13 protein-coding genes and 1 pseudogene are annotated in these 25,663 nt (G+C 64.8%); 13 read left to right on the top strand and 1 reads right to left on the bottom strand.

Features of this window, described 5'->3' with window-relative positions; translation table 11 throughout:
• Nucleotides 1-2: 2 nt before the first annotated feature.
• From GDN70_RS21050 to GDN70_RS21020, 7 genes and pseudogenes are all read left to right on the top strand, one after another.
• Nucleotides 3-1,208 carry an amino acid ABC transporter permease gene (locus tag GDN70_RS21050; RefSeq protein ID WP_028144714.1) on the top strand — a complete coding sequence of 402 codons (1,206 nt, stop codon included), beginning with the start codon at nt 3-5 and terminating at the stop codon, nt 1,206-1,208.
• Entirely contained in the window at nt 1,205-2,725 is a 1,521-nt protein-coding gene (locus GDN70_RS21045; RefSeq protein WP_028144713.1) for an amino acid ABC transporter permease, read from the top strand. The genes GDN70_RS21050 and GDN70_RS21045 overlap by 4 nt, the downstream gene beginning before the upstream one ends.
• An 11-nt stretch (nt 2,726-2,736) precedes the next feature.
• A complete protein-coding gene (locus GDN70_RS21040) occupies nt 2,737-3,474 on the top strand; it encodes an amino acid ABC transporter ATP-binding protein (protein ID WP_018323160.1) in 738 nt (245 codons plus the stop codon).
• A 101-nt stretch (nt 3,475-3,575) separates the two neighbouring features.
• Complete coding sequence (locus GDN70_RS21035) at nt 3,576-5,825, top strand: tetratricopeptide repeat protein (protein ID WP_173015846.1); 2,250 nt, start codon at nt 3,576-3,578, stop codon at nt 5,823-5,825.
• Between the two features lie 99 nt (nt 5,826-5,924).
• A complete protein-coding gene (locus GDN70_RS21030; protein ID WP_028144711.1) occupies nt 5,925-8,198 on the top strand; it encodes a tetratricopeptide repeat protein in 2,274 nt (757 codons plus the stop codon).
• Nucleotides 8,199-8,314: 116 nt separating this feature from the next.
• Nucleotides 8,315-10,579: pseudogene (locus tag GDN70_RS21025) on the top strand (tetratricopeptide repeat protein).
• Nucleotides 10,580-10,687: 108 nt separating this feature from the next.
• Entirely contained in the window at nt 10,688-12,928 is a 2,241-nt protein-coding gene (locus GDN70_RS21020; protein WP_173015845.1) for a glycosyltransferase family 41 protein, read from the top strand.
• Between the two features lie 61 nt (nt 12,929-12,989).
• Here GDN70_RS21020 and GDN70_RS21015 read toward each other — a convergent pair whose 3' ends face one another.
• Nucleotides 12,990-14,024 carry a cysteine synthase A gene (locus GDN70_RS21015; RefSeq protein ID WP_028144709.1) on the bottom strand — a complete coding sequence of 345 codons (1,035 nt, stop codon included), beginning with the start codon at nt 14,022-14,024 and terminating at the stop codon, nt 12,990-12,992.
• Between the two features lie 732 nt (nt 14,025-14,756).
• On the opposite strand from GDN70_RS21015, the gene GDN70_RS21010 reads away from it, so the two are divergent.
• From GDN70_RS21010 to GDN70_RS20985, 6 genes are all read left to right on the top strand, one after another.
• A complete protein-coding gene (locus GDN70_RS21010) occupies nt 14,757-16,241 on the top strand; it encodes an efflux transporter outer membrane subunit (protein WP_152102998.1) in 1,485 nt (494 codons plus the stop codon).
• A complete protein-coding gene (locus tag GDN70_RS21005) occupies nt 16,231-17,634 on the top strand; it encodes an efflux RND transporter periplasmic adaptor subunit (RefSeq protein ID WP_152102997.1) in 1,404 nt (467 codons plus the stop codon). Before GDN70_RS21010 ends, GDN70_RS21005 begins: the two co-directional genes overlap by 11 nt.
• A gap of 37 nt (nt 17,635-17,671) precedes the next feature.
• Entirely contained in the window at nt 17,672-20,821 is a 3,150-nt protein-coding gene (locus tag GDN70_RS21000; RefSeq protein ID WP_152102996.1) for an efflux RND transporter permease subunit, read from the top strand.
• The gene (locus GDN70_RS20995) at nt 20,821-23,925 is read left to right on the top strand and encodes an efflux RND transporter permease subunit (RefSeq protein WP_152102995.1); all 3,105 of its coding nucleotides are present in this window, start codon (nt 20,821-20,823) and stop codon (nt 23,923-23,925) included. The genes GDN70_RS21000 and GDN70_RS20995 overlap by 1 nt, the downstream gene beginning before the upstream one ends.
• Before the next feature lie 37 nt (nt 23,926-23,962).
• A complete protein-coding gene (locus tag GDN70_RS20990; protein ID WP_028144704.1) occupies nt 23,963-24,697 on the top strand; it encodes a tRNA-uridine aminocarboxypropyltransferase in 735 nt (244 codons plus the stop codon).
• A 199-nt stretch (nt 24,698-24,896) separates the two neighbouring features.
• Complete coding sequence (locus tag GDN70_RS20985) at nt 24,897-25,613, top strand: ABC transporter permease (protein WP_028144703.1); 717 nt, start codon at nt 24,897-24,899, stop codon at nt 25,611-25,613.
• The last annotated feature ends 50 nt before the right edge of the window (nt 25,614-25,663 follow it).

Here is a 25,663-nt window from a genome sequence, read left to right as displayed (position 1 = left end):
GCATGAGCACCGAGGCCCGAAAACCGCCACCCCAGATCGCGCTGAAGATCAGGCGCGTTCTGGGTGGCAAGGCAGGCTGGAACGGCGTTGCCGTCCAGTTTGCCTTCGCGGCGATCCTGGGCTGGATCGGCTATGAGATCGTCTCCAATGCCCGCGCCAACCTCGAAAACCAGCACATTGCCGCCGGCTTCGGCTTCCTCAGGAATAATGCCGGCTTCGACGTCAACCAGACCCTGATCTCCTATACCGGCTCGGACACGTTCCTGCGCGTGTTCGTGGTCGGGCTCCTGAACACGCTCGTGGTCTCGGTGGTGGGCATCGTCTTCGCCACCTTGATCGGCTTCATCGTCGCGCTGTGCCGGCTGTCACCCAATTGGCTGTTGTCCCGCGTCGGCGAGATCTATGTCGAGCTCATCCGCAACCTGCCGCTGCTGTTCCAGATCCTGTTCTGGTACCTCGCGGTGCTGGCGGCCTTGCCCAATCCGCGGCAGAGCATCTCGCTGCTCGGCGTTGCCTTCATCAGCAATCGGGGCCTCGTCATTCCAAGCCCGGTCGGCGGAAGCGGCCTGGAGCCATTTCTGGCGATGCTGGCGCTCGGTATCGTCGCGTCCCTGGCCTTGCGCTTCTATGCGCGGCGCGCGCTGTTTCAGGAAGGGCGGATGATCCGGATCTGGCCCACTGTGCTTGGCCTGCTGTTCGGCCTGCCGCTCGCCACGATATTGGTGTTCGGTCTGCCCTTTACCTTCGAGCTGCCGCAGCTGAAGGGCTTCAATTTCGCCGGCGGATCGCGGATCATTCCGGAGTTCGTGGCGCTGACGCTGGCGCTGTCGACCTATACCGCCGCCTTCATCGCCGAGATCGTGCGCGCCGGAATCCTGTCGGTCCACAAGGGGCAGATGGAGGCGGGGGCCTCGCTCGGCCTCAGCCGCGGCACCACGCTCCGGCTGGTCGTCGTGCCTCAGGCCATGCGCGTCATCGTGCCGCCGCTGACCAACCAGTACCTCAATCTCACCAAGAACTCGTCGCTGGCGGTCGCGATCGGCTATCCTGACCTCGTCTCGGTGTTCGCCGGCACGTCGCTGAGCCAGACCGGGCAGGCGATCGAGATCATCGCGATGACCATGGGCATCTATCTCCTGATCTCGCTGCTCACCAGCGCGATCATGAGCGTCTACGGGTGGCGCGTCAGCCGGAGTCTGGGCGCATGAGCGATATCGCCTCGAGCAGCTTCGTCCGCCGGGACCTGCTCACCGAACGTCCCGCGCCTGTGAAGACCACGGGCTTTGTCGGGCTGATGCGCACGCGCCTGTTCAACTCGCCGACCAACATCCTGCTCACGATCGTTGGCGCCTTGCTGTTGTGGTTCACCATCGTTCCCTCGGTCAGGTTCCTGATGGTCGATGCGGTCTGGAGCGGCAAGGACCGCACGGCATGCCTCGCGGAGAACGCCGGCTTTGCGGTCGGCGCCTGCTGGCCCTACATCCAGGCCAAGCTGCCGCAATTGATCTACGGTTTTTATCCCGAGGCCGAGCGCTGGCGGGTCAACCTCACCTTCATTCTTGCGGTGGCCCTGCTGGTGCCGCTGCTCGTGCCCCGTCTGCCGGCGAAGGGGCTCAACGCCAGTCTGTTCTTCTTCGCATTTCCTGTGGTCGCGTTCTTTCTGCTGCACGGTGGCGGCATCAAGGGCTTTGGTCTCAGCTGGACCGCCGGCCTGCTGGAATTGTTCGACGACAGCATCATCGGCGCCGGGCAGGCCGTGCTCGGTCTCAGCAAGACATCCGCCGCCGCGCCGTTGTTGTGGTTGGTCGGGAATTTTATCGTGCTGGTCGGCACGGCGATCTCCTGGCTGATCCTTCCGCTGACCTGGCTGCGCGATCAGATCCAGGGCGCGGGTCAGTCGATCTGGGCCGATTTCGCCGTCACCACCGCGGTCGTGTCGTTGATCGCCTTCGGTCTCGGCGGCGGCTTGCGCACCGGCTGGCGCGCTCTGGCCTCGAGCATCGTTGCCTTCGGTGCCATCGCTATCGTGATCAAGCTGATGGGGCTCGATCGCGGTGGACTGCCGGTCGTGACGACGAATTTGTGGGGCGGCCTTCTGGTGACGCTGGTGGTCTCCGTCACCGGCATCGTCACCTCGCTGCCGATCGGCATCGCGCTGGCGCTCGGCCGCCGCTCCACCATTCCCTTGATCCGGATCTTCTCGATCGCCTTCATCGAGTTCTGGCGCGGCGTGCCGCTGATCACCGTGCTGTTCTTCGCCACCTACATGCTGCCGCTGTTCCTGCCCGGCAATTTCACCGTCGACGGCCTCGTCCGCGCGCTGATCGGCATCGCGCTGTTCACGGGCGCCTATCAGGCCGAGAACGTCCGCGGCGGGCTCGCCGCGATCCCGCGCGGGCAGGGCGAGGCCGCCGCGGCCCTCGGCCTGTCCTGGTGGAAGACGACCTCGCTGATCGTGCTGCCGCAGGCGCTGCGTCACGTCATTCCGAACCTCGTCAACAGCTTCATCTCGCTGTTCAAGGACACCTCGCTGGTCTCGATCGTGGCGCTGTTCGATCTGCTCGGCTCGCTCAGGGCCTCGTTCTCGGACCCGAAATGGTCAACGCCTTCGACCGCGTTCACCGGCTTCGCCTTCGCCGGGATCATCTACTTCATCTTCTGCTTTGGAATGTCGCGCTACTCGCTGTTCGTCGAGCACCGCCTCAACGCCCACCGTCGCAACTGATCGAGGTCACCATGTCCGACCCCATCGTCAAGATTTCCGGCCTCAACAAATGGTACGGCGACTTCCACGTGCTGCGCGACATCGACCTCGCGGTCGAGAAGGGAGAGCGCATCGTGATCTGCGGACCCTCGGGCTCCGGCAAGTCGACCCTGATCCGCTGCATCAACGCGCTGGAGGAATTCCAGGAGGGCGAGATCGTCGTCGACGGCATCGCGCTCGGCCCCAACCTCAAGCACATCGACGCGGTGCGCCGGGAAGTCGGCATGGTGTTCCAGAGCTTCAACCTGTTCCCGCATCTGACCGTGCTGGAGAACTGCACGCTGGCGCCGATCTGGGTGCGCAACATCCCGAAGAAGGACGCCGAGATCAACGCGATGAAGTTCCTGGAGCGGGTCAAGATCCCGCATCAGGCCAACAAGTTTCCGGGTCAGATGTCCGGCGGCCAGCAGCAGCGCGTCGCGATCGCGCGGGCCCTGACCATGAACCCGAAGGTCATGCTGTTCGACGAGCCGACCTCGGCGCTCGATCCGGAGATGGTCAAGGAGGTGCTGGACACCATGGTGGACCTCGCCGAGGAAGGCATGACCATGCTGGTCGTCACCCACGAAATGGGCTTTGCCCGCGAGGTCGCCAACCGCGTGGTCTTCATGGACGCCGGCCAGATCATCGAGGCCAACACGCCGAACGAGTTCTTTGCGGCGCCCCAGCACGCCCGCACGAAGCTGTTCCTGAGCCAGATCCTGCGCTGAGCACTCGCCATCCGGAGCCCGCGCCGGCCTGACTGACCCGCCAGCCTGGCACCATCCGAATCAGCTGTGCCTCTTTCCGGGCCATCTTCCGGAGAGAGACCTTGCAGAGCAGTGTCGGCGCGCGCGCATTCCAGAATGCGCGATTGCAAAAGAAGTTGAGGAAGCAGGCGGACGCCGTCATGTCGCTCGCGGTCGAGGCGCTGCGGCAGGGCCGATTTGCCGAGGCCGAGACGCTCTGCCGCGGCATTGTGGAGGAGGTTCCGGATCATTTCCACGCCACGCACCTGCTCGGCCTGCGCGCGTATGAGGGCGGGCGGCTGGAGGAGGCGCAACGACTGTTCGAACGCGCGGTTGCGCTCGATCCGCGCTCGCCCGATGCCCATGGCAATCTCGGCGCCGTGTATTTCGATCTCCAGAAATTTCAGGACGCCCGCGCATGCCAGGAGAAGGCCATTGCGCTGAAGCCGAATTGTCCGATCACCCTGACCAATCTCGGCAATACGCTCCTGAATGTCGGCCTCGGCGAACAGGCGATCGGGCTGCACGAACGCGCGATCGGGCTGCGGCCCGACTATGCCGATGCATTTTGCAACCGCGGCATGGCAGAGCTGTTGATCGGCCGGTCCGAGCGCGCCAAGGAGAGTTTCGATCGCGCCCTGTCGTTTCAGCCGCGTCATGCGGAAGCGATCGCGGGCAAGGGCATGGTGTGCATCGAGCTCCGGCATTATGAGGAGGCGGAAGCCGCCCTCGCGGCAGGGCTCGCGATCAAGCCGGGTTCACCGCGGATTCTGGCCCAGCGCGGGCGGCTCAATTTCGATCTGCACCGCCTGGAGCAGGCGGCGGCGGACTTCGATGCGGCACTGGCGCAATCGCCGCGGCTCGAGCTCGCGCTGCGTGGCAAGGCGCAAGTCAACCTTCTCTTGGGGAACACGACGCAGGCGATCGCGGCCGTGAAGATCCTGCTCGAGGACAATCCGCGGTCCGATTACGCAATCGTGCTTCTCGGCGCCTGCTATGCGAACCAGGGAGACGTCGCGACGGCACTCGAGCATCTCGACGCGGCGCTCGAGATCTCACCGGACTATGCGGATGCGATCGCACGCAAGATATTCATCCTGGATTATCTGCCGGAGGCCGATTTCGCGGTCCAGCAGGCGGCGCGAAAATCCTGGTGGGATGCAATCGGCGCCCGACTGCCGCAACGGGCACTGCCGCCCCGGGAACTCGATCCGGACAGGCGGATCGTCGTCGGCTATGTCGCGTCGGAATTCAGGAACCACTCGGCAGCGTTCGCGCTGTTGCCGGTGCTGCGCCATCATGATCACGCCAGGTTCGAGATCGTCTGCTATTCCTGCTGGCCGCTGCAGGATGAGATCACCGAGAGGTTCAAGCCCCTCGCGGACGTCTGGGTCGACGCCGCGCAGCTTTCGGACGACGAGCTCCTCGATCGCATCCAGGCGGACAAGATCGATATCCTGATCGATGTGTCCGGGCATACGGCTGGCAACAGGCTCCCCGTATTTGCCCGCAAGCCGGCCCCGATACAGGTCACGGGTTTCGGACACGCCACGGGCACGGGCCTTCAGACCATGGATTACGTGCTCGCCGATCCAATCTTCATTCCGCACTCGGCGCGCCATTTGCTGGTCGAGAAGGTCCATGATCTGCCCTGCCTGATCACGATCGATCCCATCCTGGACGTGCCGCCCTCGGAGCTTCCCATGCTCCGGAACGGCCATGTGACCTTCGGTGTGTTCAACCGCATCTACAAGATCTCGGATGAGGCGATCCGGGTGTGGTCGAAAGTGATGCGCGAGGTGGCGGGTTCGAAGATCATCATCAAGCACGGGCTGCTCGACGATCCCTTGCTGCGCGACGGCCTGATCGCACGGTTCGCAGCCCAGGGCATTGCCGAAGACAATATCACCTGCCTGGGCTCGACCACGCGCCACGAGCATCTGCTGGCCTTTGCGCAAGTCGACATCTCCCTCGACACCTTCCCGCAAAATGGCGGCATCAGCACCTGGGAATCCCTCTATGCGGGCGTTCCGGTCGTCGCCAAGCTCGGCAACGGCTCTTCGTCGCGCGCCGGCGGCTCGATCGTGGCGGCCGTCGGCCTCGACGACTGGGTCGCCGAGGATGACGACGGCTACGCCGCGATCGCGTGCAAATATGCGGCGCAGCCCGCTCATATGGCGACGTTGCGGGTGGAACTGCCGGCTCGGATCGCAACCTCGCCTGCCGGCAACGTCGAACTCTATACGCGTGAGGTCGAGGCGGCCTATCGCCGGTTCTGGCAGGATCATTGTGCCGGCGCCTCGGAACGCGGCGAGGTGGCGAGCCAGAGCTGAGCCCCGGGAAATCCCGGAGGCGATGCTGGTCTGCTGACGAGCCGGCCAGGGCTGCGAATCAGTTAGACTCCGGGTCAGGGCATCCTCCGGAGAGACACCTTGCAGAACAGCGGCGGCGGCGCGCGCGCATTCCAGAATGCGCGATTGCAGAAGAAGTTGATGAAGCAGGCCGACGCCGTCATCGCCGCTGCGGCGAACGCCTATGGCCAGGGCCGCTATGCCGAGACCGAGGCGCTGTGCCGCGAAATCCTGAAAGCCCTTCCGGATCACGTCGACGCTGTGCATCTGCTCGGCATGTGCGCCCATGACGGCCGGCGCCTCGAGGAGGCGAAAGAGCTGCTGGAGCGCGTGATTGCGCTCGATCCGCGCCTGCACGATGCCCATAACAACCTCGCAACCGTGCATTTCGACCTCGGCAATTACGAGGAGGCGCGGCGATGCCAGGAGAGGGCGATCGCGCTGAAGCCCAATTTCGCGGTTGCGCTGACCAATCTTGGCAACACGCTGATGCATCTCGGGCTATACGAACAGGCGCTCGAGCTGCACGAGCGCGCCATCAAGATCAAACCGGATTATGCCGACGCACTCTGCAATCGCGGCATGGTCGAGATCGTGCTTGGGCAGATCATGCGCGCCAAGGAGAGTTTCGATCGGGCCCTGCTGTTTCAGCCGCGTCACGCGGAGGCCATCGTCGGCAGCGGCATGGTCAGCATGGAACTGCGGCACCACGAGGAGGCGGCAGCCAAGCTCGCCATGGCGCTCGCGATCAAGCCCGGCGCGCCGAGGATCCTGGCCCAGCGCGGGCGGCTCAGTTACGAGCTGCAGCGCCTGGAGCCCGCGCTTGCGGACTTCGATGCGGCGCTTGCGATTTCGCCCAAGCTCGAGCTGGCCCTTCGGGGCAAGGCGCAGGTCTGCCTCGTCATGGGACGGACCGCGCAGGCGATGGCGGCGGCGACGACCTTGATCGAGCGAAATCCGCGCTCCGAGATGGGGTTGGCGCTGCTGGGCTTCGCCTATTCCAACCAGGGAGACATGGACTCCGCGATCCAATATCTCGATCGCGCGCTTGCGCTCCGACCGGATTATGGAGACGCGATCAGGGGCAAGATCTTCTTGCTGGACTACCTCGCGGACGCCGATTTCGCGGTCCAGCAGGCGGTGCGCAAGTCCTGGTGGGATGCGATCGGCTCGAAGATACCGCGAAGGACGCTGCCGAAGCGGCCGCTCGATCCGGACAAGCGGATCGTGGTCGGCTACGTCGCCGCCGAATTCCGGCAGCATTCGGCGGGACTTACCCTGCTGCCCGTGCTGCGCAACCACGATCACGCCAAGTTTGAGATCATCTGCTATTATTCCTGGCCGGGAGCGGACGAGTACACCGCCAAGTTCAAGTCAATGGCGGACGTCTGGGTCGACGCCTGGCAGATGTCGGACGACGAGCTCGCCGATCGTATTCAGGCCGACAACGTCGACATTCTGATCGACGTTTCCGGCCACACGACCGGCAACAGGCTGCAGGCCTTCGCGCGGAAGCCGGCTCCGATCCAGGCCACGGGATTCGGACACGCGACGGGCACGGGCATGCCGACCATGGACTATGTGCTCGCGGATCCCATCTTCATTCCGCCATCGGCTCGGCATTTGTTTCCGGAAAAGATCTACGATCTGCCGTGCCTGATCACGATGGAGCCAGTCACTAATCTGCAGCCCTCCGAGCTGCCGATGCTCCGCAACGGCTACGTCACCTTCGGCGTGTTCAACCGCATCTACAAGATTTCGGATGATGCGATTCGTGTGTGGTCGCGCATCATGCGGGAGGTGCCGGGATCGAAGATCATCCTCAAGCATGGTTTGCTCGATGATGCCCTGCTGCGCGATAGCCTGATCGCACGCTTCATCGCGCAGGGCATTGCAGAGGAGGACATCACCTGCCTCGGCACCACCTCGCGCGACGACCACCTGATGGCCTTCGACAAGATCGATATTTCGCTCGACACGTTCCCGCAGAATGGCGGCATCAGCACCTGGGAATCCCTCTACAAGGGCGTTCCCGTCGTCGCCAAGCTCGGCATTGGAGCCTCTTCGCGTGCCGGCGCCTCCATCGTGGCCGCCGTCGGTCTCGGCGACTGGGTCGCCGAGGATGACGACGGCTATGTCGAGATCGCCCGCAGATTTGCGTCGCAGCCCGAGCATCTGGCGAAGTTGCGCGCGGGATTGCCGGCTCGGATCGCAGCCTCGCCCGCCGGTAATGTCGAGATCTACACGCGCGAGCTCGAAGCGGGTTATCGTCAGTTCTGGCGCGACTATTGTACCGCCGCCGCGGAGAGCGACGAGGCTGCGGCAAGCGGGGCAGACGCACCTGGCGGTTCCTGAGCCGGATCCTGCAGCGAGCCCCGGAATAGCCCGGAAGGATTTCCAGTCCCGCCGACCGGCCGGCCCGGAACGCGAATCAGTTAGACTCGCCGCGGGCCATCTTCCGGAGAGACATCTTGCAGAGCAGCGCCGGCGCGCGCGCATTCCAGAATGCGCGGTTGCAGAAGAAATTGAAGAAGCAGGCCGACGCCATCATCCCTGCCGCGGCGAATGCCTATGGCCAGGGCAGATATGCGGAGACCGAGGCACTCTGCCGTCAGATCCTGCAGGCCGGATCATTTCGACGCTGCGCATCTGCTCGGCCTGAGCGCGCAACACGGCGGGCGCCTGGAGGAGGCGCAACAGCTGCTCGAGCGCGCGATCGCGATCGATCCGCGTTCGCACGAGGCCCATAACAATCTCGCGGCTGTGCACTTGGCCCTTCAAAAATTTGAGGCCGCCCGTGCGTCCCAGGAGAAGGCGATCGCGCTGAAGCCGAATTTTCTGCCGGCCCTGGTGGGCCTCGGCAATACCTTGCTCCAGATGAACCTGCCCGAACAGGCGATCGAAATGTACGATCGCGCCATCAAGCTGAAGCCCGATTATACCGATGCGCTCTGCAATCGTGGTCTGGCCGAGCTGGCGCTGGGCCAGTTTGAGCGCGCCAGGCAAAGCTTCGAGCGTGCTTTGTTGTTTCAACCGCGTCACGCCGAGGCGCTCGTCGGCAAAGGCGTGGTCGGCCTCGAGCTCAAGCATTACGATGACGCGGAAGCTGCTCTCGCAGCGGCGCTCGCAATCAGGCCCGGTTCGGCGAAGATACTGGCGCAACGCGGGCGGCTGAATTACGAGCTGCAGCGCCTGGAGCCGGCGGTTGCCGATTTCGAGGCGGCGCTTGCGATTTCGCCCAAGCTCGAACTGGCTCTCCGGGGCAAGGCACAGGCTTGCCTCGTGATGGGAAAGACAGCGCAGGCGATGGCGGCCGCAGCCGCCCTGATCGAACGAAATCCGCGCTCGGAGACGGGGCTGGCGCTGATGGGCTTTGCTCATTCGAACCAGGGAGAAATGGACGCCGCCATCGAATATCTTGATCGCGCGCTGGCGATCCGGCCGGATTATGAAGATGCGATCCGGGGAAAGATCTTCTTGCAGGACTTCCGCGCCGAGGCCGATTTCGCGGTCCAGCAGGAGGTACGAAGATCCTGGTGGGATCGGATCGGCTCCAGGCTGCCGCAAAGGACGCTGCCGAAGCGGTCGCTCGATCCGGAAAGGCAGATTGTGGTCGGCTATGTCGCTAACGAATTCCGACAACACTCGGCGGGACTCACCTTGCTGCCGGTGCTGCTCATCACGATCACGTCAACTTCAAGATCATCTGCTATTCGTGCTCGCCGTCACGAGACGAGATGACCGCCAAATTCAACTCATTGGCGGACGTCTGGGTCGATGCATGGCAGCTTTCGGACGACGAGCTCGCCGATCGCATCCAGGCCGACAAGGTCGACATCCTGATCGACGTTTCGGGCCACACGACCGGCAACAGGCTGCAGGTTTTTGCGCGGAAGCCGGCCCCGATCCAGGCCACCGGATTCGGACACGCGACGGGCACGGGCATGCAGACCATGGACTATGTGCTCGCGGACCCCGTCTTCATCCCGCAATCGGCACGGCATCTGCTCGCCGAAAAGGTCTTTGACCTGCCGTGTCTCAACACCATCGATCCGATCCTGGACGTGCCGCCTTCGGAGCTTCCCATGCTCCGCAACGGCCATGTCACTTTCGGCGTGTTCAACCGTGTCAACAAGATCTCGGACAAGGCGATCCGCGTTTGGTCGAAAGTGATGCGCGAGGTGGTCGGATCGAAGATCATCATCAAACATACGCTGCTTGACGATCCCATGGTGCGCGATGGCCTTCTTGCGCGACTCGTGAACCAGGGCATCCCAGAAGAGAACATCACCTGCCTGGGCTCGTCAGCGCGCGCGGAACATCTTCAGGCCTTCGCGAGAGTCGATATTTCGCTCGATCCCTTTCCGCAGAATGGCGGCGTCAGCACCTGGGAATCCCTCTATGCGGGCGTTCCTGTCGTGGCCAAGCTCGGTCATGGCGCCTCGTCGCGCGCCGGCGGCGCCATCGTGGCGGCGGTCGGGCTTGACGACTGGGTCGCCGAGGATGACGACGGCTATGTCGAGATCGCCCGCAAATTTGCCTCGCAGCCCGAGTATCTCGCGAAGTTGCGCGCGGGCCTGCCGGCTCAGATCGCAGCCTCGGCGGCCGGCAATGTCGCGATCTACACGCGCAGGGTCGAGGAGGGCTACCGCCAGTTCTGGCGCGACTATTGTGCCGCGGCTGCAGAGTGCGGCGATGCTGTAGCAGGCGAGGCAGACCCACCCAGCGGTTCCTGAGCAGGCAAGTCCTGGGGAGCCCGGGATATCCCGGAGGGATTTCTGTTCGGCCGGCCTGCCGCGCGAATCAGCTAGACTCGCCAATGGGCCATCTCCCGGAGAGACACCTTGCAGAGCAGCGCCGGCGCACGTGCATTTCAGAATGCGCGATTGCAGAAGAAATTGAAGAAGCAGGCCGACGCCATCATCTCCGCCGCGGCGAGCGCTTATGGCCAGGGCAGATATGCGGAGAGCGAAGCGCTCTGCCGCCAGATCGTGCAAGCCGTTCCGGATCATTTTGACGCCATTCATTTGCTCGGCCTCAGCGTGCATCAGGGCGGGCGCCTGGAGGAGGCGCAACAACTGATTGAGCGCGCGATCGCAATCGATCCACGTTCGCACGAGGCGCATCACAATCTCGCCGCTGTCCACCTGTCCCTTCAGAAATTTGAGGCCGCCCGCGCGTGTCAGGAAAGAGCGATCGCGCTGAAGCCGAATTTTCCGCCGGCCCTGGCCGGCCTCGGCAACGCCTTGCTCCAGATGAACCTGCCGGAACAAGCCATCGAACTGTATGACCGCGCCATCGCCTTGAAGCCCGACTACCCCGATGCGCTCTGCAATCGGGGTCTGGCCGAGCTGGCGCTGGGCCGATTTGACCGCGCCAGACAGAGTTTCGAGCGCGCGCTGTTGTTTCAGCCGCGTCACGCCGAAGCCCTCATCGGCAAGGGCGTGGTCGGGATCGAGCTCAAGCATTACGACGAGGCGGAAGCCGCGCTCGCAGCGGCGTTCGCGATCAGGCCAGGTTCGGCAAAGCTCCTCGCGCACCGCGGACGGCTCAATTTCGCGCTGTCGCGGCCCGAACAGGCAGCTGCGGATTTTGACGCGGCACTGGCGCTTTCACCGAAGCTCGAAGTGGCTTTGCGGGGGAAGGCCGAAGTCTCGTTGAGCGTGGGGAATACGGCGCAGGCGATCCTGGCCTGCACGGCGTTGCTCGAGGAAAATCCGCGCTCGGCGATCGCCCTGGCGCTGCTGAGCTCCTGCTTTGCCAACCAGGGAGAGATCGCAGCCGCCATCGAACATCTCGACGCCGCTCTGGCAATTGCGCCGGACCAGCCGGACTTGATCGCGCGGAAGATCTACTTTCTCGACTTTCTCTCCGAGGCCGATTTCGCGGTCCAGCAGGCCGCGCGCAAATCCTGGTGGGATGCGATCGGCGCCAGATTGCCACAGAGGAAGCTCGCACCCCGGCAGCTCGATCCCGGCAGGCGGATCGTGGTCGGGTATGTCGCGGCCGAGTTCTGGTACCACTCGGCGGCGTTTGGCCTCTTACCGGTGCTGCGCCACCATGATCACGCCAAGTTCGAGATCGTCTGCTATTCGTGCTCGCCGGTACGAGATGAGATGACAGCCAAGTTCAAGTCGTTGGCGGACGTCTGGGTCGACGCCACGCAGCTTTCGGACGATGAGCTGGCCGATCGTATCGAGGCCGACAAGGTCGATATCCTGATCGACGTGTCCGGGCATACGACCGGCAACAGGCTTCCGGTCTTCGCCCGCAAGCCGGCCCCGATTCAGGTCACGGGCTTTGGACACGCCACAGGCACGGGCCTTCAGACCATGGACTACGTGCTCGCCGATCCGATCTTCATTCCGGAATCGGCCCGTCATCTGCTGGCCGAAAAGGTCTACGATCTGCCGTGCCTGATCACGATCGATCCGATCCTGGATGTGCCCGCTTCGGAGCTTCCCATGCTCCGCAACGGCCATGTGACTTTCGGCGTGTTCAACCGCGTCAACAAGATCTCGGACGAGGCGATCCGCGTGTGGTCGAAAGTGATGCGCGAGGTGGTCGGATCGAAGATCATCATCAAACATACGCTGCTTGACGATTCGCTGGTACGCGATGGCCTTCTTGCGCGACTGGTGAACCAGGGCATCCCAGAAGAGAACATCACCTGCCTGGGCTCGTCAGCGCGCGCGGAACATCTTCAGGCCTTCGCGAGAGTCGATATTTCGCTCGATCCATTTCCGCAGAATGGCGGCGTCAGCACCTGGGAATCCCTTTATGCGGGCGTTCCAGTCGTGGCCAAGCTCGGCCACGGCGCCTCCTCGCGCGCCGGCGGTGCCATCGTGGCGGCGGTCGGGCTTGACGACTGGGTCGCCGAGGATGACGACGGCTATGTCGAGATCGCCCGCAAATTTGCCTCGCAGCCCGAGTATCTCGCGAAGTTGCGCGAAGGCCTGCCGGCTCAGATCGCAGCCTCGGCGGCCGGCAATGTCGCGATCTACACGCGCAGGGTCGAGGAGGGCTACCGCCAGTTCTGGCGCGACTATTGTGCCGCGGCCTCGGAACGCGGCGAAGTCGCGTAGACCGGCCGAACGGCGCTGACGTTGTGGACCCGCGTCCCCGACCCGAGGGGGCGCGTGACGATCACACGAAGGGTGGCTTGATGTTGCTGCGCTTCTCCAACCATTCCGGCACCGGCAGGTTCTTGGCGCGCATGAAGTCCGCGTTGAACAGCTTCGACTGATAACGGCTGCCGGAATCGCAAAGCACGGTGACGATGGTCTTGCCGGGCCCGAGCTGCTTGGCGAGGCGTATGGCGCCCACGATGTTGACACCGGTCGAGCCGCCGAGGCACAGGCCCTCGTGCTGCAGCAGCTCGTAGATCACGCCGACGGCTTCGGCATCGGGAATGAGATAGGCATCATCGACCTTCGCGGTCTCCACGATGGCGGTCGCCCGGTTGAGGCCGATGCCCTCGGTGATCGAGCCACCCGGCGTCGCCTTGGGATCGCCGGTCCTGAAGTATTCATACATGCCGGCGCCGTGCGGATCGGCGCATGCGATCCGCACGTTCTTGTTCTTCTCTTTCAAGTAACGGCTGACACCAGCCAGCGTGCCCCCGCTGCCGACCGAGCAGACGAAGCCGTCGACCTTACCGCCGCTCTGCTCCCAGATTTCGGGGCCCGTGGACTCGTAATGCGCCTTGGCATTGTCGAGGTTGTTCCACTGATCGGCGAACAGCACGCCGTTCGGCTCGGTCTTGCGCAGCTCGTCAGCAAGACGGCGACCGACATGCTGGTAGTTGTTGGGATTGGCGTAGGGCAGGGCCGGCACCTCGATCAGCTCGGCGCCGCACAGCTTCAGGAAATCCTTCTTCTCCTGGCTCTGCGTCTCCGGGATCACGATCAGGGTGCGGTAGCCGCGGGCGCTTGCGACGACCGCAAGGCCAATGCCGGTATTGCCGGCGGTCGCTTCCACCACGAGACCACCGGGCTTGAGCTCGCCGCGCTTCTCGGCCTCCAGGATCATCCATTTGCCGGCGCGATCCTTGACCGACTGGCCGGGATTCATGAACTCGGCCTTGCCGAGAATGGTGCAGCCGGTCAGTTCCGAGGCGCGCTTCAGCTTGATCAGCGGGGTGTTGCCGATGGCTTCGACAACGTCATTTCGAATGGTCATGTCGGGGAAATCGCTACCAAGGGGGTTGATCTGGTTGGTCAGAACCTAGTGCTTGGGAGGCCAAAGGGGAAGGCTTTTGCGCTGCGGCGAAACCGGCTGAAGCGCCTGTCCAAACAGCGATATTCTCGAGAAGCGAGGCCGGCGATGATGTGTTCGGCCACGCGGCGAGATATCGATAGGAGGAAATGGCTGAACTCCGCCAGAGCACGGAAGATGACGGTCGCCACCAGCCGCTTCACGACCGCTTTTTTCCAAGGGTGAGATCAGCCGAAACCCGAGGGACGTGGATGGTCTGGATGGCCGAAATCATATCTGCACGAGGGATGGCTCCCTTTCGGGAATTGAAGGCCAGGCGAGATGGAGCGGCCGGAGCGCACGACTGAACCGACGCCGCGCGGGGCTGGTGCGGTCGGATGGAAAGGCTCAGATGCCACTGTGGCAGCAATAACACATGAAATCTTGGTAAGCTTGATCGCGTATCCCAATGTTTCAGAATGAGAGAAATCCCTGCGAGACAGTCACCTTTCGAATTCATATCGGCTCGATCGCACCTGATTGGCGTGGCCATCTCGCAACTGCGGGACTGTCCCGCTGGTCAGCGCACGGCTAGTATGCTTTTCGAGGTTCCGCAGAAAGCACCGCCGCTGTGAACGAGTTGTCCAAAGCCCCCCGACTGCCCCGCTGCGAATCGGCTAATCCGGCTGCGCGGCGGTTCGATCTGCCCGGCGGGGGATGGATGTGACAGAGGATGTTCCTGCGATCGCCATGCGGCGGTCTGAAGGTTCTGCATCCCGGACGCTGCGCGCGGCGCGCTGGATTGCGGTGTTGTGCCTTGCCGCCGGTTCGGGTGCTTGCGTGCTGACCCAGGACCTTCCCGATCCCGCCCTCGACGTTCCCACGCAGTACAAATATGCGGGCAAGGGTGATGCGCCGCCGTCACTGGATTGGTGGCGCGGGTTCCGCTCCGCGGAGCTGACGCAGCTGATGGAGGAGGCGCAGACCGTGAACCTCGACATCGCCGCCGCCGTTGCGCGCATCGTCCAGGCCGACGCCCAAGCGCGGCAGGCGGGTGCGGCGCTGCTGCCGAGCGTGTCGACAGGCGGATTGGAAACCTATTCGCGCACTTCGGGCTCCAGCGCGTCCGGCCTCTCCATCGGCGGGCGCGAGGTCGTCAATTACTCGGCATCGCTGAGCGCGAGCTACCAGCTCGACTTCTGGGGCCAGAATCGCGACGCGCTGCAGACAGCGGAGGAGACCGCGAACGCCAACCGCTTCGATCGCGACACGGTCGCGCTAACGACGCTGGCGGCCGTCGCCAATGCCTATTTCCAGGTGCTGGCCTCGCAGGATCGCATCAGGACCTCACAGCGCAACATTGCGAGCGCGCAGCGCATCCTCGATGCGGTCAGGGAGCGGCGCAAGGCCGGCACCGGCACCGATCTCGACGTCGCCCAGCAGGAGAGTGTGCTTGCCAACCAGAAGGCCCTGGTGCCGCCGCTGCGCCAGACGCTCGACCAGAACGTCAACGCACTCGCCGTGCTGGTCTCGCGCCCGCCGGAGAGCGTGCGCGTGCTCGGCGGCTCGCTGGACCGGATCGCAATCCCGCGCGTGACGCCCGGCCTGCCGTCGGAGCTCCTGACGCAGCGGCCCGACATCCGCCGGCAGGAGGCGCAGCTCGCCTCGGCGACGGCGAATATCGGCAATGCCCGTGCTCAGTTCTTTCCGACCATCCAGCTCACCGGCAATGGCGGCTATCAGAGTTCGGCCTTGGTCTCGCTGTTCCAGCCCCATGCGGCCTTCTTCCAGCTCGTCGGCAGCGCCACGCAGCCGATCTTCGACGGCGGCAAGATCCTCGGCAATTTCGAGTTCGCCAAGGCGCGGCAGGACGAATTGCTCCAGACCTACCGCAAGACCATCATCCAGTCGTTTGCCGACGTCGACAATGCGCTGTTCTCGATCAAGCAAACCACGATCAAGCTGCAATTGCAGCGCGACGTCGTCGTCGCCTCGCGCCGCGCCTTCGATCTCTCCGAGCAGCAATTGCGCGCCGGCACCGCCGACATCGTGACCGTGCTCAACACTCAATTGACCCTGTTCCAGGCGGAAGACGCGCTGTCACAGGCGCAACTGGCCCGCTTGCTCGCCATCGTCAGCCTGTATCAGGCGCTCGGCGGCGGCTGGGAGCCGCGAATGGAGAAACCGGTCAATGCTCTTTAAGCCGGATACGAAGGACGCGAAGGAGGGGACGGCGAAGAAGGCGCGCGGCCGCGGCTTCATCATGACCCTGATCACGCTCGCGATCCTCGGCGGCCTGTTCTATCTCGGCTGGACTGCCACGCATCAGCAGCAGGCCAACAACCGCAACAACCAGAGGCTCGATCTGCCGGTGCCCGTGCTCGCGGCCACGCCCCGCGTTCAGGACGTTCCGGTCTATCTCGACGGCGTCGGCGCGATCCGCGCGCTCAACACCGTGACCGTGCGCTCGCAGGTCGACGGCAAGCTGATCGCCGTGAACTTCACCGAGGGCCAGGACGTCAAGAAGGGCGACGTGCTCGGCGAAATCGATCCTGCGCTCTATCAGGCCACCTACGACCAGGCGGTCGCCAAGAAGGCGCAGGACCAGGCCCAGCTCGCCAACCAGCGCATCGACCTGACACGGTACGAGCAGCTCGCTGCCTCCAACGCCGGCTCCAAGCAGCAGGCCGACACCCAGCGCGCGCTGGTCGCGCAGACCGAGGCGCTGGTCAAGGCCGACCAGGCTGCGATCGACAACGCGGCGGCGACGCTGAGCTACACCAAGATCGTGGCGCCGCTCTCGGGGCGAGCCGGCCTGCGCCAGGTCGATCAGGGCAACATCATCCACGCCTCCGACACCACGGGCCTCGTGGTGATCACGCAATTGCAGCCGATCGCGGTGTGGTTCAGCCTGCCGCAGCAACAGATCATGCGCGTCAACGCCGCGGCCGCCAAGGGCACGCTCGCGGTCGACGTGTTCGGCAATGATGGCATCACCGTGATCGATACCGGCAAGCTCACCGGCATCGACAACCAGGTCGACCAGACCACCGGCACGCTCAAGCTCAAGGCGGAATTTCCCAACGCCAACTACCAGCTCTGGCCGGGCCAGTTCGTCAATGTCCGTCTCAAGGTCGAGACGCTGATGCAGGCGCTGGTGGTGCCGACATCAGCCGTGCAGCGCGGCCCGATCGGAACGTTCAGCTATGTCATCGGCGATGACAATATCGTCTCGGCCAAGCCTGTGACGGTGACCCAGCAGAACGAGCATGACGCCGTGATCGCCAGCGGCCTGTCGGCGACCGACAGGGTCGTCACCACGGGCTTTGCCAATCTGTCCGACGGCTCCAAGGTGACCGTCGGCCGCGACGACCAGACCCCGTCGGCTGATCTTGCCCCGCGCAAGCGCTCGCGCGGGCCCGACGCCCAGAAGAAGGATGGTGCCAAGGAAGGGCAGAAGGAGCACCAGAAGGACGGACAGGGTAAGGACGGCGAGTTCCGCGCCAAGCGCAAGAGCAGCGAAGGCGACCAAAAAGGACAGACCGGGCCGGCTCCAGGTCCGGGGGCATCGGGAAGTGGAGCCAAGCAGCCATGATCCCGACAACAGCCGCTTGAAGCGGCAGGCAGATCCCATGGGTGTCTCCGAACCCTTCATCCGCCGTCCGATCGCGACCTCGCTGCTCGGCATCGCGCTGCTGATCGGCGGGCTGCTGGGCTATTTCGCGCTGCCGGTCTCGGCGCTGCCGCAGGTCGATTTCCCGACCGTGCAGGTGACGACGCAGCTTCCGGGCGCGAGCCCCGACGTGATCGCCTCGCTGATCACGGCGCCCCTGGAGCGGCAGCTCGGGCAGATCCCGTCGCTGTCGGCGATGAACTCGACCAGCTCGTTCGGCGTCAGCCAGATCTCGCTGCAGTTCGATCTCAACCGCGACATCGACGGTGCGACCCAGGACGTGCAGGCCGCGATCAACGCCGCGGCAGGCGTGCTGCCCAAGACGCTGCCGTATCCGCCGACCTACGCCAAGGTGAACCCGGCGGACGCGCCAGTGATGACGCTGGCGCTGCGCTCCGACACCATCTCGCTGCGGGCGATGAGCGACATCGCCGACACGCTGCTGGCGCAACGGCTGAGCCAGATCTCCGGCGTCGGGCGCGTTTCGGTGCTCGGCGGGCTGAAACCGGCCGTGCGCATCCAGGCCGATCTGGCGCGGCTTGCCGCCTACGGCATCGCCATGGAAGATCTGCGCACCGCAATCGCCAATGCCAACGTCTCGGGGCCGAAAGGCTCGCTCGACGGCGCGCAGCAATCCTACATCATCGCGGCCAACGACCAGATCGCCGCCGCCGACGCCTACAAGCCCGTCATCATCGCCTACCGCAACGGCTCGCCGGTCACCATCGCCGACGTCGCGCAGATCGTCGATGGCCTCGAGAACGATCGCACCGGCGGCTGGTACCAGGGCACGCCCGCCGTCATCATCGACATCCAGCGCCAGCCCGGTGCCAACGTCATCGACGTCGTCGGCCAGATCCGCGCCGAAATCCCCAAAGTGCAGCGCGCGATCCCGGCAGGTGTGAACCTCACCATCGTGTCCGATCGCACCGTGACGATCCGCGCCTCGGTCCACGACGTGCAGTTCACGCTGGTCCTCAGTGTCGTGCTGGTGACGCTGGTGGTGCTGCTGTTCCTGCGCTCGCTGCGGGCGACCCTGATCGCCGGCGTGGCGCTGCCGCTGTCGCTGATTACCAGCTTCGGCATCATGTATTTCGCCGGCTTCAGCCTCGACAATTTGTCGCTGATGGCGCTCACGATCGGCACCGGCTTCGTGGTCGACGACGCCATCGTCATGATCGAGAATATCGTCCGCCACATGGAGAATGGCGACGGGCCGATGGAGGCCTCGCTGAAGGGCGCCAGCGAGATCGGCTTCACCGTGATCTCGCTGACGGTGTCGCTGATCGCGGTGTTCATCCCGCTGCTGTTCATGTCCGGCCTCGTCGGGCGCATGTTCCGCGAATTCGCGCTGACCTTGACGATCGCGGTTGTGACGTCGGCCGTGGTCTCGCTGACGCTGACGCCGATGATGTGCTCGCGCCTGCTCAAGCACGCCCATGAGGAGCTGGCGGTGCCGGGCCTCGCCGCCATCAGCCGCTTCATCGACCGCACCGTCGAGGCCTATCACCGGACGCTGCTGGTGGTTTTGCAGCACCAGCGGACTACGCTGGTCGTGACCTTCGCCACGCTGATTGCGACCCTCGTCCTCTACGTCGTTGCCCCAAAAGGCTTCCTGCCGCTGCAGGACACCGCCTCGATCACGGCGGTGACGGAGGCCGGGCCGGACGTGTCGTTTGCCGAGATGCAGAAGCGGCAGGGCGAGGTCGCCGACACCATCAAGGCGGACCCTGACGTGGTCGGCGTGGTCTCGGTGATCGGCGCTGGCTCGGTCAATCCGACCACCAATGTCGGCCGTCTCGTCATGACCTTGAAGCCGCGCGGCGAGCGGCGGGACGATGTCAGCGTGGTCGTGACCCGGCTGAAGCAGCGGGTGGCGGGCATTCCCGGCATGACCGTCTATTTCCAGCCGGTGCAGGACGTGCAGATCTCGACCCAGTCGAGCCGCTCGCAATACCAGTACACGCTGACCGGCACCGATGCGGCGCTGGTGTCGGAATGGGCGCGCAAGCTGGTTACGGAGATGCGGCGCGATCCCCTGTTCCGCGACGTCTCCTCGGAGGCGCAGGAGGGCGGATTGCGGGCGCAACTCGACGTCGATCGCACCCGCGCGGGCCAGCTCGGCGTCAGCCTGCAAGGCATCACCGATACGCTCAACGACGCCTTCGCGCAGCGCCAGATCTCGACCATCTACGGCCAGGCCAACCAGTACCGCGTGGTGCTCGAGGCGCTGCCGATGTACCAGCGCGATCCCTCGATCCTTTCAAAACTCTATCTGCCGGGCGCCGCGAGCGCGACCGCCGGCGCGCCCAACGCCCAGGTGCCGCTGTCGGCCGTGGCGACGCTGAAGCGCACCACCGCGCCGCTCGCGATCTCGCACCAGGCGCAATTCCCGTCCGTGTCGCTCAGCTTCAACCTCGCGCCGGGCGCCGCGCTCGGCGATGCCGTCGACGCCGTCAAAGCGATCGAGACCCGGATCGAAATGCCCAACAGCATCGTCGGCGTCTATGCCGGCGATGCCGCCGAGTTCGCCAAGGCGCTGGCGGGACAACCCTGGCTGCTGCTCGCGGCCGTGATCACGATCTACATCGTGCTCGGCGTGCTCTATGAGAGCTACATCCACCCGATCACGATCCTGTCGACGCTGCCCTCGGCCGGCGTCGGGGCGATCCTGGCGCTGGTGCTGTGCGGGCAGGACCTCTCGGTGATCGGCCTGATCGGCATCATCCTGCTGATGGGCATCGTCAAGAAGAACGCGATCATGATGATCGACTTCGCGCTCGAGGCCGAACGCGGGCAGGGCATGTCGCCCAACGAGGCGATCGTGCAGGCCTGCCTGTTGCGCTTCCGTCCGATCATGATGACGACGCTGGCGGCGCTGTTCGGCGCCTTGCCGCTGGCGATCGAGAGCGGCACCGGCGCCGAGCTGCGCTTTCCGCTCGGCATCTCCATCATCGGCGGCCTGCTGCTCAGCCAATTGCTGACGCTCTACACCACGCCCGTGATCTACCTCGCGCTCGACCGCATCAACCGCCGCCTCGAGCAGGCGCTGCCGCCGGCCGAATCCGGCGGACCACCGGTCGCGGGCGCGACCGAGGGGATGCAGTGATGGCATCGATCTCGGAGCCCTTCATCCGCCGCCCGGTTGCCACCACGCTGCTGTCGATCGGGTTGTTCCTGCTGGGTGTGGTCGCCTACGATTTCCTTCCCGTCGCCTCGGTCCCGAACGTCGACTTTCCCGCCATCTTCGTCTCGGCCAGCCGGCCCGGCGCCGACCCGTCGGTGATGGCGGCCACGGTGGCTTCACCCCTGGAGCGGCGGCTCGGCGAGATCTCGGGCATCAACCAGATCACCTCGACCTCGACGCTCGGCAATACCAGCATCCAGCTCCAGTTCGACATCGGCCGCAACATCGACAAGGCCGCGCGCGACGTGCAGGCAGCGATCAACGCCGCGATGGTCGACTTGCCGAGCGACCTGCCGACGCTGCCGCGCTTCCGCAAGGCCAACACCGCCGGCGCGCCCGTCTTCGTGCTGGCGCTGACCTCCAAGACGCTATCCGCCAGCGCGATTTACGACGTCGCCGACACGGTGCTGGCGCAGCGCATCTCGCAGGTGCCTGGAGTCGGCGACGTCACGGTATCAGGCGCCGACCAGCCGGCCGTGCGGGTCCAGCTCAACCCCGTCGCGCTGTCGAACGCCGGCATCGCCACCGACGACGTCAGGACCGCGATCGTCAACGCCAACCCGCTCGGCCCCGTCGGCATCTTCAACGGCGAGCGCCAGAGCGAGACGCTGGCCCTCAACAAGCAGATGCGCACGGCGAAAGAGTTCCGCGACATCGTCATCAAGAGCGCCAACGGCAATTTCGTGCGGCTGTCCGACGTCGCCGACATCGAGGATTCCGTCCGCAACGCCCGCTCGATCGCCTGGTTCAACAAGCAGCCGGCGGTGCTGATCCAGATCACCAAGCAGGGCGATGCCAACGTCATCGATACCGTCGACAGGGTAAAGGCGCTGGTCCCCCAGCTGAATCAGTGGATTCCGGCCGGCGTCGAGATCTCCACCCTGGTCGACCGCACCGGGACGATCCGCGCCAGCGTGCTTGACATGCAATGGACATTGCTGGCGACCGCGGTTCTGGTGATGGTCGTGGTGTTCGTGTTCCTGCGCAGGCTGACGCCGACGATCGCGGCCGGCATCTCGGTGCCGCTGGCGCTGGCCGGAACCTGCGCCGGCATGTGGGTCGCGGGCTTCTCGATCGACAATCTGTCGCTGATGGCGCTCGCGATCTCGGTCGGTTTCGTGGTCGACGACGCCATCGTCATGATCGAGAACATGTATCGCAATCTCGAGCACGGCATGCGGCCGCTTCGGGCGGCGCTGGAGGGCGCGAGGCAGATCGGCTTCACGGTGGTCTCGATCAGCCTGTCGCTGATCGCGGCGTTCACGCCGCTGATCTTCATGGACGGCATCGTCGGTCGCCTCTTGCGCGAATTCTCGCTGACGCTGACCTTCGCCATCCTGGTCTCGACGCTGGTGTCGCTCACGGTGACGCCGATGATCTGCGCCCATTACATCCGGCAGGCCACGTCCGGCACGGCGACGCTGTTCGACCGTGTCATCGAGGGCTCGCTGACGCGTATCGTCGCCTTCTACGCCCGAACCTTGCGCACCGTGCTGGACTACCCGCTGGCGACGCTGCTGGTGTTCTTCGCCACCATCGGTCTCACCGTGACGCTCTACATCAAGGTCCCCAAGGGCTATTTCCCGACCGACGATTCCGGCTTCGTGATCGGAGCGACGCGCGCCTCGGCCGACATCTCGTTCCAGTCGATGCTCGGCCTGCAGCAGCGGCTCGCCGACATCGTGATGCAGGACCCGGCCGTGGCCGGCATCGGCTCGACCGTCGGCGCCGGAGGCGGGCCGGGGGGAGCGACCTCGAACCGCGGCGTCATGTATATCAGCCTGAAGCCGCCGGAGGAGCGCGACCACGTCTCGACGCAGGTCGTGATCGACCGTCTGAGGCGCGCGCTGTATCCCGTGCCCGGCATCCGCCTCTTCATGTTCGCCGCCCAGGACGTCCGCGCCGGCGGGCGGCAGAGCGATTCCGACTACCAGTACACGCTGACCAGCACCGACCTCGGTCTGCTGCAGAAATGGGCGCCGATCGTGGCCAAGCGCATGGAGAGCGTCGAGGGCATCACCGACATCTCCAGCGACCGCGATCCCGGCGGGCTTCAGCTCACGCTCGCGATCGACCGCCAGAAGGCCTCGGCGCTCGGCGTCAGGGTCCAGGATATCGATAATGCGCTGAACAACGCGTTCTCGCAGCGGCAGATCTCGATCATCTACACCCAGCGCAACCAATACATGACCGTGCTGGAGATCGATCCGAAATTCCAGGTCGATCCCTCCAATCTCGACCGCATCTACGTCGCCGGTGCGGGCGACGCGCAGGTGCCGCTGTCGGCCGTGGTGCACGCGACGCGTGGGTTGGCCGCGCTCGCGGTCTATCACTCGCAGTCGTTTCCCTCGACGACGGTGTCGTTCAACCTGCTGCCGGACGTGCAGCTTCAGGCAGCGACCCAGAACATCCAGCGGGCGGTGGAGGAACTGCACATGCCCGAAGGCATCCGCGGCAGCTTCGACGGCAATGCCGGCGACTTCGCCAAGACCAGCGGCCGGCAGCCGCTGCTGATCCTCGGCGCGCTGGTGGCGATGTATATCGTGCTCGGGGTGCTCTATGAGAGCCTCGCCCATCCGCTCACGATCATCTCGACGCTGCCCTCGGCCGGGCTCGGTGCGCTGCTCGCCCTGCAGCTCACCAACACACCGCTGACGGTGATCGCCTTCGTCGGCATCATCCTGTTGATCGGCATCGTCAAGAAGAACGGCATCATGATGGTGGATTTCGCGCTCGACGCCGAGCGCCAGCGCGGCCTGTCCTCGGCGGAGGCGATCTTCGAGGCCTGCCAGGCGCGCTTCCGCCCGATCCTGATGACGACCATGGCGGCGCTGTTCGCCGGCATTCCGCTCGTGGTCGCGACCGGCCCCGGCACCGAGCTGCGCCGTCCGCTCGGCATCACCATCATCGGCGGCCTGTTCGTCTCGCAGATCCTGACGCTCTACACCACGCCCGTGATCTACCTCTTGATCGACCGCCTGCGGCGGCGGTCGGAGCCGCGTCCGGTGCCTGCGCCGGCGGAATAGGTTGTTGAAGCGCCGCATCAAGCGTATAGCGGCGCCCATGTCGAACCCGCCAGATATTGCCGCCGCCGATCCGATCCCCGAGTGCCCGCATTGCCAGAAGCCGATGCCGCTGTGCATCTGCGACAGCGTCACGCCGATTGAAAAGAGCCGCCTCGGGCTCCTGATCCTGCAGCATCCGCAGGAGCAGGACAGGGCGCTCGGCACCGCGCGGCTGCTGGCCCGGCATTTTGCCGATGCCACAGTGCGGGTCGGCCTGTCCTGGCCGAGCCTGTCCAAGGCGCTGGGACGGCCGGTCGAGAACGCCTCGCATTGGGCCGTGCTCTATCTCGGCTCGGCCCGCGCCGCCGATCTCGAAGCGGAAGGCGAGATCGTCGCGCTCAACCGCAAGGGCGAGGTCGCGGAGAACCAGCGCGGAATCCTCGGCAAGCTCGAAGGAATCGTGCTGCTCGACGGCACCTGGAGCCAGGCCAAGGCGCTGTGGTGGCGCAATCCCTGGATGCTCAAATGCCAGCGCGTGATCCTCAACCCGGCGCATCCCTCGCGCTATGGGCGTCTGCGCAAGGAGCCGCGCAAGGACGGGCTCTCCACGATCGAGGCTGCGGCGACGATTCTCGCCGGGCTCGAGCGGCGTCCTGACATCGCCGAGACGCTGAATGCGAGCTTTGAACGCCTGTTAACACGCTACCGCGAGGTCCAGGCCGAGATGCCGGAATTGGCGCCCAAGCCTGCCCCGAAGGGCCGGCGCGACTTCCGGCGGCGCAAACGAGCCTGACTTCGGCCTAGTTCATCTGTACGGTCGATTGCACCGCGAGGGCCGGGCGTCTAGAGACGATCGGCCGACACCGGTTTCGATCTGCTCTCCTGTTGCGGCATCGGAGAGCGAGAACCTGAGGGGCAGTCGTATTCAGCTCGCAGCAAAGGAAATTCTGGCACAGGCGGCGCGGCCCGATCGTTGGGGCACGCTCGCGCTGATGGACATTTCGCTGCGCTACCGCAGGACCGTGATCGGCCCGCTCTGGATCACGCTGACGCTGGCCGCGACGATCGCAAGTGTCGGCACCGTCTATGCGGCGCTGTTCAGGCAGGACATCGCCACCTTCCTGCCGTCCTTCGCGGTCGGCCTGATCGTCTGGACCCTGATCGCCACGACGCTCCAGGAGGGCTCCAACATCTTCGTGGCGTCCGGCCATCTCATCAAGGCGGTGCCGGCGCCGCTGATCGTTCATATCCTCCAGATGATCGCGCGCAACGTCCTCATCTTCGCGCATCATTTGGTGATCGTCGTGCTGCTCTATGTCGTGATGCCCTGGCCGCTGCACTGGAGCATGCTGCTCGCGCTGCCCGGGTTTGCGATCCTGTTCCTCGCGCTGCTCGGCGGCTCGGTCGCACTCGGCATGCTCTGCGCGCGTTTTCGCGACATTGGTTCGGCGATCGTCAGCGGCCTGCAATTCGTCTTCTTTCTCACGCCGATCATCTGGACCGAGGACAGCGCGCGCGGCACCGCGTTTCACTGGCTGACGCGGGTCAATCCGTTCGCGACGCTGCTCGATCTGGTGCGGCGGCCTCTGTTGTCGCAGCCGACCGATGCGGAGCAATGGCTGTTAGGGGCCCTCTATGCGATCGTCGTGGCCGTCATCGGCCTCGGCTGCTACGCAAAATACCGCCATCGCGTGGCGTATTGGCTGTGATGCGCATGACCACCACGGCCCACATCGTGCTACGCGACGTCTCGGTCACG

The sequence above is a fragment of the Bradyrhizobium sp. TM102 genome, from assembly GCF_009176685.1.
In the GTDB taxonomy this organism is placed as follows: domain Bacteria; phylum Pseudomonadota; class Alphaproteobacteria; order Rhizobiales; family Xanthobacteraceae; genus Bradyrhizobium; species Bradyrhizobium ottawaense.
The sequence above is the reverse complement of the archived record's forward strand: the minus strand, read 5'-3'. Positions and strand labels throughout refer to the sequence as shown.